This is a genomic window from Fictibacillus sp. Mic-4 (genome assembly GCF_049843615.1).
Lineage (GTDB): Bacteria > Bacillota > Bacilli > Bacillales > Fictibacillaceae > Fictibacillus_A > Fictibacillus_A gelatini.
Window position 1 is genome coordinate 1 of sequence record NZ_JBBHZM010000023.1, and the last position, 12,796, is coordinate 12,796.

Here is a 12,796-nt window from a genome sequence, read left to right on the forward strand (position 1 = left end):
ATATATGATTTGAGATTTTATCCATTTGGATTTTATATTATCTTTGGTGCGGTCGAGAGGACTCGAACCTCCACGGGGTTGCCCCCACTAGCCCCTCAAGCTAGCGCGTCTGCCATTCCGCCACGACCGCATATAATTATTTAAAAGGTGGTGCGGGTGAAGGGACTCGAACCCCCACGTCAAAGACACTAGATCCTAAGTCTAGCGCGTCTGCCAATTCCGCCACACCCGCAATATTTGGATGTAATTGAAACGCTTAAAGTTTGGTTCATTTCATTTTAAATAAATGGTGAGCCATGAAGGACTCGAACCTTCGACCCTCTGATTAAAAGTCAGATGCTCTACCGACTGAGCTAATGGCTCATAGATGAATATTCGATGAAGACACTTATTCGATTCCCTGCCTCTTCCTCTCCCGGCAATGTTTGCCGCAGGATGCACCGAGACAACTCGAAGCGAATTCGCGAAGTTTTGCTCGCGACCGATCTTGTAACTCATTAAAAATCGCTCATTACTGAGCAATTCATTCATAAAAAATGGCTGGGCTAGCTGGATTCGAACCAACGCATGACGGAGTCAAAGTCCGTTGCCTTACCGCTTGGCTATAGCCCAACATCATGGCGGACCCGACCGGGATCGAACCGGCGATCTCCTGCGTGACAGGCAGGCATGTTAACCACTACACCACGGATCCAAAATATAAGCTTGTCCTAATAGAATGAAATGGTGACCCGTACGGGATTCGAACCCGTGTTACCGCCGTGAAAGGGCGGTGTCTTAACCACTTGACCAACGGGCCACTATGGCAGAGAAGAAGGGATTCGAACCCTCGCGCCGCGTTAGCGACCTACTCCCTTAGCAGGGGAGCCCCTTGAGCCACTTGGGTACTTCTCTGTGTGAATGGCTCCACAGGCAGGACTCGAACCTGCGACCGATCGGTTAACAGCCGATAGCTCTACCACTGAGCTACTGTGGAATATTTTTTTCGAGACAATTAATATTGTACTCACTTCAGTTTTGTTTGTCAACTGTCTTTTTGATTTTTATTTTCGCTCTTAACGACTTGCTCCGTTAGCGACTTTTATAATCTAACATATTGATCAACCGTCCGTCAACACCTTTTTTAAAAAAAGATGAGGTTTTCTTAAATTGCACATGAATAATGGTGAAATGTAAAGAAGGGCGTTTATCCGATTATCATAATGAGCGATTCGTATATGCAAAACACCCTTTGTTCTGCTTAATGATGAACAAGTTTTTCACGATTCAGTTTTGGCAAGTAATCCTTGCCTTAATGGGCCATTACACCGTCCGCATCTATACCTTGCAAGGTTTATTCTTCTTTTTCTCCTATACTTTTCATTGCAGACGGTACACAGATAAAGGTATTTATACGTTTCTTTCTTCTTTTGCGACGGGAGTGCCTTACAATAACGGGATCCTCCCACTTGCTTTAATAACCGTTTGAAATCCTGGTCCTTATGTTTATATCCTTTCCCTTCAAGATGAAGATGATAATGGCAAAGCTCATGTTTAATTATCCCTATTAACTCATCCATCCCATGTTCTATATATTGCTTTGGATTGATTTCAATATCGTGTGATGACAAAAGGTATCGACCGCCTGTTGTTCGGAGCCGCTTGTTAAACCTTGCTTCATGCCTAAAAGGCTTGTGAAAACATTCATTCGATATGTTCTTCACTAACATTTGTAATTCGTGTTGTTGCATCATCAAACTCCTTTATTTAAAGTTTTCGTTCACGTTAACAAGCATAGGTACATAAACTAAAGCACAACACATAACCTGGGAGGTGTGTTATATGCCTACATGGTTCAAAAAACAATTGCGCCGCGCCTATTATCGAAAAGACCGGTATCAAATCGTCTTGCTTAATCAATGCTGGTTTTTTTATAACCAAAAGCACTACTCATAACCAAAATTATAAGTAGTGCTTTCCGTTTTTATTTTTTCGTTTCCGGTTCAAGCATTGTCAGGGCGACGCGTCCTTTTTGAATATCAACATCGTCAACCCAGACCGTAACGACTTGTCCAACTGCTACAACGTCCATTGGATGTTTAACAAATTTACGAGCTAATTTTGAAATATGAACAAGCCCATCCTGCTTTACGCCGATGTCTACAAAAGCTCCGAAATCAACAACATTACGAACAGTTCCCTGTAGTTCCATCCCCTTTGTTAAATCTTCAAGCTTTAAGACATCGGTTTTCAACAACGGTTTCGAAAGCTCTTCACGCAAATCCCGTCCTGGTCGAGAAAGTCCGTCAATGATATCCAACAATGTCGGCTCTCCAATCTGCAATTTCTCAGCAAGAAGCTTTACGTCCGCTTTTTTAAGCTTTTCGCTTAGTTCCGGACTGCCGATGTCATTAATATCAGCATTCATCTCTTTTAAAAGCTGCAGAGCCTCTTTATAGCTTTCCGGATGGATTGCCGTTTGATCAAGCGGCTGTTCTCCATCTATGATGCGTAAAAAGCCAATACATTGTTCGTATGTTTTAGCACCAAGCCGCGGAATGTGTTTCAACTCGGCTCTCGTTGTAAATTTACCTTTTTCTTCACGATGCTTTACGATATTTTGCGCAACAGATTTGGATAACCCGGAAACGTATTGCAAAAGAGATGGTGAAGCTGTATTGACATTTACGCCTACCTGGTTAACGGCGGTTTCAACAACGAATGTTAACGATTCATTTAGCCTTTTTTGTGAAACATCGTGCTGGTATTGACCAACTCCTACTGATTTTGGATCAATTTTCACAAGTTCTGCAAGAGGATCTTGAAGCCTTCTCGCTATGGAAATCGCGCTTCGTTCTTCAACTTGCAAATCCGGAAATTCTTCTCTTGCAACAGAAGAAGCAGAATAAACACTTGCCCCAGCTTCATTGACAATCATATACGAAACCGGCCGATCCGCTTTTTTAATCGTATCCGCGATAAATTGTTCTGTTTCCCTTGATGCCGTTCCATTTCCGATGGCAATGACATCGATGTTGTACTTTTGAATGATATCTAGAACGACTTTTTCTGATTTTTCCACTTCGGACTTCGGCGGTGTCGGATAGATGGTTACAATGTGAAGCATTTTTCCTGTTTCATCCACGACTCCAAGCTTACATCCTGTTCGATACGCGGGGTCCACTCCGAGAACGATCTTTCCTTTTAACGGTGGTTGCAATAGGAGGTTACGCAGATTTTCTGAAAAAATGTGTATAGCTTGCTCTTCTCCTTTGTCTGTCAACTCTGCTCGAATTTCTCGTTCGATCGAAGGAGCAATCAATCGTTTATATCCGTCTGCCAGCGCCTCTTCTACAAAAGGCTTTGCCTCGGATAGAGTATTTTTAATAATTTTTTTGGACAATCTCTCCACTATTTTTTCTTCTGGCGCTTCAATCGCAACCTTCAATATGTCTTCCTTTTCACCCCGGTTTACAGCCAGAATCCGATGAGGAACGATTTTTTGGACAGGTTCCGAGTATTCATAATACATTTCATAGACACGCTTTTCGTCTGCGTCTTTATTTTTAACCGTTGTCCTGACAATTCCTTCATTATATGTAAGATGGCGTATCCATTTCCGTGTTTCCGCATCATCAGATACCCATTCAGCAATAATATCTTGAGCTCCCTTAAGAGCATCTTCAATTGTTAAAACTTCTTTTTCTTCAGATAAGTACTTTTGCGCTTCTTTTTCTACGTCGATCTGGCTTTTTTGTTCCAACAACCAGTCCGCAAGCCCCCCGAGCCCTTTTTCTTTAGCAATTGTCGCTCTTGTCCTTCGTTTCTGCTTGTATGGCCGATACAGGTCTTCGACTTCTTGAAGCTTTCCGGCTTTTTCGATCGCTGCTTTCAATTCATTCGTCAGCTTGCCTTGTTCTTCGATTAATCGTATGACCTCCTCCTTACGTTCACTTAAATTCCGGGCATAATTCCATTTATCCATGATCTCTTTAATTTGAACTTCATCCAGTCCGCCTGTCAGTTCTTTTCGATAGCGGGCGATAAATGGCACTGTATTGCCTTCGTCTAACAATCCAATCACATTTTGAACTTGCTTTGCTTTTACCCCTAGCTCTTTTGCAATACTAGAAAAGGTTTCATCCGTTTTCTCGATCGTTTTCTCCAATGAAAAAGCCCCTTTCGTTCAAAGGTAAGAAAGTTCAAATTGGCACCAACCCAATTTAAACCATTCTGACCTCTGGCCTCTGAATCAAAAGAAAAACGGTGTCATGTATTCTTTTGATTAATATATGTTCTCATTATACATCATGCAAGTGCCTGTATAAAAACCTGGCTTTCAAAACACAAAAAACGTTAAAGAAACAAAATTGTGTTTCCTTAACGTTTTTAACCGAATTTCATTTTGCCTATTAGGCATGTTGCGTCATCACTAAAATCTTGAACAAAATTTCCGATAGACTGGATTGATTTCACCGGCGAATCTAAATCTCTTAAAAGATATTTATTTTTCGATTGAATGTCAAACCCGTCAGAATAAATAATAAAAGAAAGTTCATTCGATAGATCGAACTGTTGAAGGCGAAACGGAAATGGCCTTCCCGATAAAAAACCCGGCGTAGGCATTGGATATTGTATTTTGTCATTTTTCCCTGTAAAGAAAAAACGTATATTCCCAACACCCGAAAAATAAACAGTTTTTCTCTCATAATCAATTTTAAAAATCGAAAGGACGGCACCTCTCGTATTTTTTAACTTCCGATTGCTGAGATCCATCAAGTCATAAATATCTTGAAAATGGTTTTCTTTGATGATTTGAATAGCAGTTTCAGAAGCTTCTTTCGCCATCGATCCGCTTCCAAGACCATCAGCGAGCGCACAGATGAAGTATCGATCTGTTTCTTCTATAAAAAAACTATCTCCGCAATGCTCGTTTCCTTTTTTGGATGTTTGGAAAACCGCAACATCGAGTTTGTCATAGGAGTATTGTTGAATCATTTCAAAGCCTCCGACGGCTCAATTTGAATCGCTTCCCGGAGCTTCTCTAACGCTCTTCGTTGCAGGCGTGACACGTGCATTTGAGAAATATTCAATTTTTCGCCGGTTTCTTTCTGGCTTAAGTTTTCAAAATAAGTGCATTTTAAAATTTCTTGTTCGCGCTCTGATAATACTTTAAACGCCTTTTCCAACACCATTTGTTTATCGACCCGATTATACCCTTCTTCCTGGGATCCGACTAAATCAAGAATCGTTACCGTACTGCCTTCCTGATCTGCTTCAATCGTACTATCAACAGATAACGATTGATAACTTTTCCCCATCTCCATTGTTTCTAACACTTCTTCTTCCGTTACATCCAAATAATCAGCAATTTCTTGTATTTTTGGAGAACGTTGAAGTTTATTTGTCAGTTCTTCTACCGTCTTCCGAATCCGGGGGCCAAGCTCTTTAATTCGTCTTGGAACATGAACGCTCCACGTTTTATCGCGAATAAAGCGTTTAATCTCACCAATAATCGTCGGGATGGCAAACGACTCAAACGAACGCCCAAAACTCGCATCATACCGGCGAAGCGCGCCCAATAATCCAATCATTCCAACTTGAACTAGATCTTCATGGATCCCTTTTCCTTTTGAAAATTTCCGGGCTAATGAATGCACAAGATCCTCATATTGATGAACCAGCTTTGTTTGGACCACATCATTTTCCGGGTCTTTTTGAAGTGCTTCAATCCATTTATAAATTTCTTCTTTATTGTGTTGGTGCTTCCGAGGTTCTGTTGACATGCTCGGACACCTCATCTCTGTGAAGATACTTCGTCATCATGACGACCACTCCAGCTTCACCACTAATTTCGACTTTGTCCATTAGTGTTTCAATTAGGAATAGGCCTAACCCTCCTTCATTTAATTGTTCAATGGACTTTCCATGAACCGGTCCAAGCGAGTTCGTAATTGTATCTAGATCAAAGCTTTTGCCATTATCCATGACCATAATTTCCAGCCGGTCCCCAAACATCGCGCAGCCAACTTTCACCTGTCCTTCCTCGGAACTGCTATAAGCATGGCTGACCGCATTCGTACATGCCTCAGAAACGGCGATCTTAATGTCTTCAATTTCATCAAAAGAAAAACCCATTCGATTGGCAATACCCGAAATGGTTAACCGTACGATTCCGACATATTCCGGTTTAGCCGGGACCGTCATCTCGATAAAATCAGAGGCTCTTTTCATCTTGCCTCCCCCTTTACCCCGTTGTCTAAATCAATCACTTCAGTTAAGCCGGTAATTTCAAACAATCGGCGGACGCGGTTGGTAGCCCCAGAAAGTTTCAACGTGCTCCCGCTTTTCTTTGTTGCTTTCATGGCGCCGACAAAAATTCCGAGGCCAGTACTGTCCATATAATTGACTTGCTGCAAATCAATGATGATTTTCTGCTCTCTTTTTTCCGTTATTGGAAATAAAACTTCTCTTAATTTAGGTGCTGTATATGCATCGATTTCCCCATTTAAAGAAATCTCGTGTGTTTCATTCGTTTGTTTATGTTGAATGTCTAAGTTCATATATTTCCCTCCAGGATATGTTTCTTAATCCGTATAAAAGCTTATTACCCTGATATCGCATTCTCTAAACTCGTTTTAAAACAATCAATGTAAAATCGTCACGAAGTTCAAATTCTTGCAATTTCTCGAGTTCATAAAATACACGGTCAACTATTTGCTGTGCAGGCAAATGCATATTTTCCCGAATTAACTCGATAATTTCCTGCCTTTCAATAAAGCCTTTTTCGGTCCGGCATTCCGTCACGCCATCTGAAAGGAGAATAATCATATCGCCCGGTTCAACCTTTTTTTCAAACTCTTTATAACTCACCGTTTTTGAAACGCCTAAAACAAGGCCTTTAGCGAACAGATCATGAAATTTATCTTCTTTTTTACTATAAAAAAAGCCTGGTTCATGACCGGCGCTCGAATAAAACAACATATGTTTAGTAGGGTCATATACCCCATAAAACATCGTAATGAACATGCTTGGGTTAACGTTTTGCTCGACGACTCTGTTTAAATTTTCAAGCAGTAAATTCGGCTTTATGCAGTGCTGGGACAAACTATCCATCGCGTATTTAATCATCGACATTGACATCGCAGCAGGAATTCCTTTTCCGATAATGTCGGCGATTGCCACACTGAGATTCGCGCCATCGTTCATAAAATTATAATAATCACCGTTCATTTTTTTCGCCGGCACGCTAATGACCCCTATATCGAGGCCATCAAACGTCGGAGGGTCACCTAATATGAGATTTTGTTGCATTGTCGCTGCCACTTCAATTTCTGATTCAAGTTGGCGCTGGCGGGATTTTAAGCTCTGGTGTTCCCGGTAAGCAAACCCATAGCCAACCATAACTTCGAGAAGAAAATCAAACGAATCTTTCAGTTTTTCACTCATGTCAGGAAATAACTCTTGCATGACTTGAACATGTTGGCTCACTAAATCTTCGGGGGGAATTTGTTGTTCAATTAATTTTCGGCTAAATTGCTGGCCTCGATATAAAGCCGTTTCGCTTTTTTCTTTTAAATAGGTTGTTAATATTGTTTTGTAGCGTTCTTTTGTTCGATTATTACTGCCTGGATTACTGTTGTTCTTCACTTGCAACACTCCTAACGAATCCATTTCGTTGCAATGATTTCAGTTCCTACATTGACGCTTGAATCAATGGAAAACTCGTCCATTAACCGTTTCACTCCCGGCAAGCCCGCTCCTAATCCTCCTGAAGTCGTATAGCCGTCTTCCATCACTTTTCGAATATCGCGTATCCCCGGACCTTTATCAGTCGCAATGATTTTCAGCCCTTTTTTACCCATTTCTTCAACCGCTTCAATACAAACTTTGCCGTGCCCTGCATACAAATAAATATTCCTGGCAAGCTCGGAGATGGCGGTTGTAATTCGTGCTTGATCAACCGTTCCGAACCCTAATTCCTTAGCCATATTTCGCCCTAACTGTCTTGCGCTTACAATATCCCACTCATTGCGCACTTCTACACAGGATTGGATGCTCATCATCACTCCTCCAGTTCCAGCCGCAATTTATCGAGTCCTTGTTCAAGGTCAAGCGCAGTGGGAACCTCTCTCATTGAAATCCCTAAATCGATTAAAGTAATCGCAACAGCAGGTTGAATCCCCGTAAGCATAACCTGTGCACCCATTAGCTTCGACATCCGAACGACATCGCCAAGTACTTTAGCTATAAAAGAATCAATCATGTCAACCGATGTTAAATCAATGACAACACCTTTCGCTCCTGTATCGTGAATCCGCTTAAGCAAATCTTCCTGAAATTGCAATGCGGTTTGATCATCAAGTTCAACTTGAATGGAAATTAGCAAGTATTCATGCATTTTTAAAATAGGAATTCGCATTGATATCACCCCTATTTCTTTAGTAACTGTTGATTGGTTATTTCTAAAGCATGTTCGATTCCTTTTAAAAGCGTACTTTTGGTTGGGAAATAGCTTAAATCAATTCCTAAGCTAATGATCGTTTGGGCAATTTCCGGACGAATCCCGACAAGAATGCATGTCGCTCCAAGAAGGCGAACGGCATCTGCAGCTTGAATGATATGGTGGGCGACCATTGTATCTACAACCGGAACACCGGTAATATCGATAAGAACGACTAAAGAGCGGTTTTTAATGACTCCATCGAGCAAGTTTTCCATAATTAACTTTGCTCGCTCGGTATCAATCGTACCGATTAAAGGCATAACTGTAATGTTTTCAAGAACGGGAATAACTGGCGCGGATAATTCCATTAACGCTGTTTTCTGTACGGAAACCGTCTTTTCCCAGAAAAGCGAAGATTCCTCTACCACTTCATTGAGCAAAGGGTCGATTAAACGATCGACATGCTGATAAATATCTATCGCTTTTTCTTTCTTCACATCTTCTTGTAAAAGAACATCCAAAATGACACGCCGGAACGTTTGCAATCCTTGAGTCAAAAATTTAAGCGGCATATTCAGCTGCAATACTTTATCAAAAAAACGGTGGAGTGTTTGATCTTTTTCAATATCATTTTGATTGATATACCGGATCATCATATCTAAAAACTCTTCATTTAATTGTTCGAACATATCGGGGGTTATTTTGGAGGAAATACATAGATTTTTTAAAGTACTGAGTTCATTTTTCCATTTTTGCGCAATCACATCTCGCTTATTTGAACTAATATCATTAATCATGTTACGCATGAATTTGCAACCTCCATAAGACAATAGTAGCCTAATGTTATTATTTCATGTTCGCCAATTTCTTGCAATCTTTTGAATACAACTGACGATTTTTGTTATGTAATCGTAATCGTCAGTACAATCATTGCACCGCAAATTTTATCCAGGACGTCAAATCAGAAACAGCGAAAAACGGATTCTCTGAAAATAAATAAAACCGAAGCGGAAAGATTCATTTCCGCTTCGGTTGTTCGTTTAAAAGTCAATAAGGCCAAGACTGATTTGCAACGCTTCGTCTACTCTGCGCATCATATCCTCATCAAGATGCGTGATCTTATCCGTTAACCGTTGCTTATCAATGGTCCGGATTTGTTCAAGCAATATAACCGAATCACGTTCAAAACCGTATTTCTTTGCATCGATTTCAACATGTGTCGGCAGTTTCGCTTTTTGAATTTGAGCGGTAATGGCCGCAACAATAACAGTGGGACTAAATCGATTTCCGATATCGTTTTGGATTACCAGGACGGGCCTTATTCCTCCTTGCTCAGAGCCAACCACAGGGGATAGGTCTGCAAAATAAACGTCACCACGTTTAACAATCAATTATTACACCCCGCTCACTAAGCGGCCTACCGTATGATTAGCTTCCTCCTCTAAAAGAAAGGCTTCTGATGCGATGTTTAGATTGATTTTCGCCATCTCCATATAACCCTGTCTCATAGATTCGCGAATATGACGCTTCTTCCGTTCACGCAAATACATTTTTGTTGCTTGATGGATAAACTCGCTGCGGTCCAAATTTTCGCTTTTAATAATACGGTCTACCTCACTCACAATTTGTTGGGGTAGATTAATAACAATTCTTTTTGTGTTCATTAATTCGGACACACCCTACACCTCCAGCGCAAAGCTTGCTACGATCAGATTCATTTTTCAACTCATATAATATTACCATTAGGTATGAGCCAATGCAAAGTGATTTTCTAAACTAATTATTCTTCAACTTTTTTAATACTCCTTCTAATATTCTGCTAAAAATTTTAAATTACATTCATATTTTCTAAAATTCGACCTGTCTTTTTTACATTTTTTTATATATGCGCGGAACTCTTGCCGTTATTAGACAGGGAATTTCATAGTTGATCGTGCCTATTTGTTTTGCAAGTGAGTCGATGGTGATCTCCTCTTTCCCCTGCCGTCCGATCATTGTCACGAGTTCACCGATCTTCATCTCATAAGGCAGGCGGACCATGCATTGATCCATGCAAATTCGGCCGACGATCGGCACCTTCACGCCGCCCGCAATAACATGCCCGCCCTCGGCATAACGTCTCATCCATCCATCAGCATAACCGATTGGTATCGTACCAATCCATTCTTCACCTTTAGCTGTATAGGTGGCACCGTAACTAACCGTGTCTCCAGCTTGAATTTTTTTTACATGTATAAGCCGGGAATGAAGGCTGAAGGCTTCTTTCAAGGAGACCGGAAGCACCTTCTTTAACTCAGGTGAAGGGGACAAACCGTACATCGCAATCCCAACGCGGAAAAGGTTAAAAGGAGCATCAGGGAAGCGAAGCGTTGCTGCACTGTTCGCACAATGTACAAACGCCGGTTCAACTCCCCATTCTTTTAGCCAACCAACCATCTCCCTGAATTTCGTCAATTGCTGTTCAACTAATGGAGAATCCAGTTCATCCGCAGTTGCAAAGTGCGTAAATATGCCTTCAATGATAAGCTTATCGTTTGGCATAAGAAGATCAATTAATTGTTTCACTTCTTCTTTTTCACGTAGACCAATTCTTCCCATGCCCGTATCCAATTTAATATGAACATTTATACGATTATCTGAAGGAAGGTGTTCGAGCGCTTCTCTCACCCACTCCGATTGAAAAACAGTAAGGGAAATTTGATAGTTGCTGGCAATCGCTACGTCCTGGGGCCGCACTCTACCGAGAACAAGTATCGGGGCTTTTATCCCGGCTTCCCGCAAACTAATCGCTTCATCCAAAAGCGCAACCCCGAGAAAGCTTGCCCCGGCTTCAAGCGCCCGTTTAGCGACTTCAACGGCACCATGGCCATATCCATTTGCTTTTACAACCGCCATAACGTGTGCTTTTGGGGTGAGTATTGCTTTGATAGAACGAATATTATGTTCGATACATGTGAGGTCAATTTCAGCCCATGTATCCCTATAAAACTTCTGCTCATTCACTCTTATCTCTCCCTCACATCTCAACACTTACATATATATCTTAAAGTGATAAGAACTATTCCATTCATTTTATTTTACCTTATGAAATAAGAAATGTGGAAGGGATTTGTTTTTTTTCTCTCAAACATAAGTAAGAAAAACGCAAACGCGTTTTTCTTACTTGGAAACATGTTCATAAACGGAACGGGCAATCGATATTAATTCTTCTTGTTTTAATGTTGTCGATGCAAGAAAATAATCGATGCCGTTATGTGTCCATGAAATCGAATTGGTGTCCATTGCCCCAATCGTAAATCCGAGATCAACCGGTTCGCCTTCAGGAATGGATACATGCTGTTGTGTCGGTACAACATCCACTTTTTGCTCAATAAGGGTAAACGATTTCTTTTCATTTTCATCGCTATAGGATAGAACGACTTTAGAGCCTTCTTCGGTTTTAACCGTTTTTTCCTTTTGAGCCTTAAGTCCAAGCGTATCATTTGGATAAACGGTCTCCATCGGTTTTGAATCTTCTCCAAGCGTTGGCAATTCCAATTGTGCTCCCGTCATATTTGTTTGCATATCGAATGCGTTTTTATCAAACTTCGGATCGAATTGAACATTTGTAAAGTCGAGCTTTACAATTTCATGTTCATCCTTATCCATGACACGAACTTGTTTTGGACTTAAATCTTTGGAGATCGTAATTTCCTGTTGGTACAAGTTTTTGTTTTGATAATGTGTTTTCGTATGGAACACATACGAGTCTTCTTTCTTTTTAAAACTTCTCGTGGAATCGTTTAAAATGTCAGATACGAGCGACTCTACTAAATAAATTTGGCTGTTATTTTCCGGCCAGTCACTGTCAAAACGAAAGCTTTTGTTTAAAGCTGGCGTCAGCACAAACACACCGTCTTTGTTTCTAAGAATCATTTGACTCTGGTCTTTTTTGGCGTTCTTCAGATTGACCCGATAAAAGTTCGGCTTTTTATACCAGATCTCGAGTGAATACTTGACAGGCTTTTCTCCTGTTTGGAGCGTCATCGTTGCATTCGCTTTATACCCGCTCATCTTATCGATTTTTTTGCTTAATGATTGAACGACATCGTCCTGACTTTTCGCTCCGCACCCCGCCAATGCGAATATGAATAGCAACGCCATCAACACAATTGACAGTGTCTTCTTCATTTTCCCATCCCCTTTGTCCCATATTTTCGACAAAGAAGGGTTTCTATTTCTCGCAACCTTGATGAACAGCTCACATCATTTGAAGATATTGTTCTTTCGATTCGAACATTTCTTCAGTTTGAGTCCTAACGTTGACTCACTAAACTTGAAACTGTCATTTTTAAGCGCGATACATAGCCCCTCCTGACCGCATTACAATAT

At 40.9% G+C, this 12,796-nt stretch carries 15 protein-coding genes and 8 tRNA genes; 1 reads left to right on the forward strand and 22 read right to left on the reverse strand.

Features of this window, described 5'->3' with window-relative positions; all coding sequences use genetic code 11:
- Positions 1-44: 44 nt before the first annotated feature.
- The 9 genes from WD019_RS14320 to WD019_RS14360 all read right to left on the reverse strand — a co-directional run bounded on the left by WD019_RS14320 (position 45) and on the right by WD019_RS14360 (position 1,730).
- Positions 45-130, reverse strand: a tRNA-Leu gene (locus WD019_RS14320).
- 18 nt (positions 131-148) lie between these two features.
- Positions 149-232: transfer RNA gene (locus WD019_RS14325), tRNA-Leu, on the reverse strand.
- 55 nt (positions 233-287) lie between these two features.
- Positions 288-363: transfer RNA gene (locus WD019_RS14330), tRNA-Lys, on the reverse strand.
- 174 nt (positions 364-537) lie between these two features.
- A tRNA-Gln gene (locus WD019_RS14335) sits at positions 538-612 on the reverse strand.
- A 6-nt stretch (positions 613-618) separates the two neighbouring features.
- Positions 619-694: transfer RNA gene (locus tag WD019_RS14340), tRNA-Asp, on the reverse strand.
- Positions 695-724: 30 nt separating this feature from the next.
- Positions 725-799: transfer RNA gene (locus WD019_RS14345), tRNA-Glu, on the reverse strand.
- 4 nt (positions 800-803) lie between these two features.
- Positions 804-894: transfer RNA gene (locus WD019_RS14350), tRNA-Ser, on the reverse strand.
- 7 nt (positions 895-901) lie between these two features.
- Positions 902-976: transfer RNA gene (locus tag WD019_RS14355), tRNA-Asn, on the reverse strand.
- A gap of 283 nt (positions 977-1,259) precedes the next feature.
- Positions 1,260-1,730, reverse strand: coding sequence for a SprT family protein (locus WD019_RS14360; protein ID WP_425711970.1), 471 nt, complete (start codon positions 1,728-1,730; stop codon positions 1,260-1,262).
- Between the two features lie 91 nt (positions 1,731-1,821).
- On the opposite strand from WD019_RS14360, the gene cmpA reads away from it, so the two are divergent.
- A complete protein-coding gene (cmpA, locus tag WD019_RS14365) occupies positions 1,822-1,935 on the forward strand; it encodes a cortex morphogenetic protein CmpA (RefSeq protein WP_154657941.1) in 114 nt (37 codons plus the stop codon).
- Positions 1,936-1,963: 28 nt separating this feature from the next.
- Here cmpA and WD019_RS14370 read toward each other — a convergent pair whose 3' ends face one another.
- From WD019_RS14370 to WD019_RS14430, 13 genes are all read right to left on the reverse strand, one after another.
- Positions 1,964-4,147 carry a Tex family protein gene (locus WD019_RS14370; protein ID WP_425711926.1) on the reverse strand — a complete coding sequence of 728 codons (2,184 nt, stop codon included), beginning with the start codon at positions 4,145-4,147 and terminating at the stop codon, positions 1,964-1,966.
- A 221-nt stretch (positions 4,148-4,368) separates the two neighbouring features.
- On the reverse strand, positions 4,369-4,977 hold the full coding sequence (locus tag WD019_RS14375; RefSeq protein ID WP_425711927.1) for a protein phosphatase 2C domain-containing protein: 609 nt from the start codon (positions 4,975-4,977) through the stop codon (positions 4,369-4,371).
- Positions 4,974-5,765 (reverse strand): RNA polymerase sigma factor SigB, encoded by a 792-nt coding sequence (sigB, locus tag WD019_RS14380; RefSeq protein WP_026677414.1) that lies wholly within the window; start codon positions 5,763-5,765, stop codon positions 4,974-4,976. The genes WD019_RS14375 and sigB overlap by 4 nt, the downstream gene beginning before the upstream one ends.
- Complete coding sequence (rsbW, locus tag WD019_RS14385) at positions 5,731-6,213, reverse strand: anti-sigma B factor RsbW (RefSeq protein WP_425711928.1); 483 nt, start codon at positions 6,211-6,213, stop codon at positions 5,731-5,733. The genes sigB and rsbW overlap by 35 nt, the downstream gene beginning before the upstream one ends.
- Positions 6,210-6,542, reverse strand: a complete 333-nt coding sequence (locus WD019_RS14390) for an STAS domain-containing protein (protein WP_425711929.1) — start codon at positions 6,540-6,542, stop codon at positions 6,210-6,212. Before WD019_RS14390 ends, rsbW begins: the two co-directional genes overlap by 4 nt.
- 64 nt (positions 6,543-6,606) lie before the next feature.
- The gene (locus WD019_RS14395; protein WP_425711930.1) at positions 6,607-7,629 is read right to left on the reverse strand and encodes a PP2C family protein-serine/threonine phosphatase; all 1,023 of its coding nucleotides are present in this window, start codon (positions 7,627-7,629) and stop codon (positions 6,607-6,609) included.
- Positions 7,630-7,640: 11 nt separating this feature from the next.
- Entirely contained in the window at positions 7,641-8,042 is a 402-nt protein-coding gene (locus WD019_RS14400) for an anti-sigma regulatory factor (RefSeq protein WP_026677418.1), read from the reverse strand.
- 2 nt (positions 8,043-8,044) lie between these two features.
- Positions 8,045-8,401 carry an STAS domain-containing protein gene (locus tag WD019_RS14405; protein WP_026677419.1) on the reverse strand — a complete coding sequence of 119 codons (357 nt, stop codon included), beginning with the start codon at positions 8,399-8,401 and terminating at the stop codon, positions 8,045-8,047.
- Positions 8,402-8,412: 11 nt separating this feature from the next.
- Positions 8,413-9,231 carry an STAS domain-containing protein gene (locus WD019_RS14410; protein ID WP_425711931.1) on the reverse strand — a complete coding sequence of 273 codons (819 nt, stop codon included), beginning with the start codon at positions 9,229-9,231 and terminating at the stop codon, positions 8,413-8,415.
- Positions 9,232-9,465: 234 nt separating this feature from the next.
- Positions 9,466-9,816 carry a type II toxin-antitoxin system endoribonuclease NdoA gene (gene ndoA, locus WD019_RS14415; RefSeq protein WP_026677421.1) on the reverse strand — a complete coding sequence of 117 codons (351 nt, stop codon included), beginning with the start codon at positions 9,814-9,816 and terminating at the stop codon, positions 9,466-9,468.
- A gap of 3 nt (positions 9,817-9,819) precedes the next feature.
- Positions 9,820-10,089 (reverse strand): CopG family ribbon-helix-helix protein, encoded by a 270-nt coding sequence (locus WD019_RS14420; protein WP_211235563.1) that lies wholly within the window; start codon positions 10,087-10,089, stop codon positions 9,820-9,822.
- A 205-nt stretch (positions 10,090-10,294) separates the two neighbouring features.
- A complete protein-coding gene (gene alr / locus WD019_RS14425) occupies positions 10,295-11,428 on the reverse strand; it encodes an alanine racemase (RefSeq protein ID WP_425711932.1) in 1,134 nt (377 codons plus the stop codon).
- Positions 11,429-11,584: 156 nt separating this feature from the next.
- Positions 11,585-12,595 (reverse strand): LolA family protein, encoded by a 1,011-nt coding sequence (locus WD019_RS14430; RefSeq protein ID WP_425711933.1) that lies wholly within the window; start codon positions 12,593-12,595, stop codon positions 11,585-11,587.
- Positions 12,596-12,796 lie beyond the last annotated feature (201 nt).

Excerpts from the sequence above, each read along its gene's own strand:
- WD019_RS14360 (WP_425711970.1), bottom strand. The coding sequence starts at position 1,730 with ATGCAACAACACGAATTACAAATGTTAGTGAAGAACATATCGAATGAA.
- cmpA (WP_154657941.1), top strand. The coding sequence starts at position 1,822 with ATGCCTACATGGTTCAAAAAACAATTGCGCCGCGCCTATTATCGAAAA.
- WD019_RS14375 (WP_425711927.1), bottom strand. The coding sequence starts at position 4,977 with ATGATTCAACAATACTCCTATGACAAACTCGATGTTGCGGTTTTCCAA.
- sigB (WP_026677414.1), bottom strand. The coding sequence starts at position 5,765 with ATGTCAACAGAACCTCGGAAGCACCAACACAATAAAGAAGAAATTTAT.
- rsbW (WP_425711928.1), bottom strand. The coding sequence starts at position 6,213 with ATGAAAAGAGCCTCTGATTTTATCGAGATGACGGTCCCGGCTAAACCG.
- WD019_RS14390 (WP_425711929.1), bottom strand. The coding sequence starts at position 6,542 with ATGAACTTAGACATTCAACATAAACAAACGAATGAAACACACGAGATT.
- WD019_RS14400 (WP_026677418.1), bottom strand. The coding sequence starts at position 8,042 with ATGAGCATCCAATCCTGTGTAGAAGTGCGCAATGAGTGGGATATTGTA.
- WD019_RS14405 (WP_026677419.1), bottom strand. The coding sequence starts at position 8,401 with ATGCGAATTCCTATTTTAAAAATGCATGAATACTTGCTAATTTCCATT.
- WD019_RS14410 (WP_425711931.1), bottom strand. The coding sequence starts at position 9,231 with ATGCGTAACATGATTAATGATATTAGTTCAAATAAGCGAGATGTGATT.
- WD019_RS14420 (WP_211235563.1), bottom strand. The coding sequence starts at position 10,089 with ATGAACACAAAAAGAATTGTTATTAATCTACCCCAACAAATTGTGAGT.
- WD019_RS14430 (WP_425711933.1), bottom strand. The coding sequence starts at position 12,595 with ATGAAGAAGACACTGTCAATTGTGTTGATGGCGTTGCTATTCATATTC.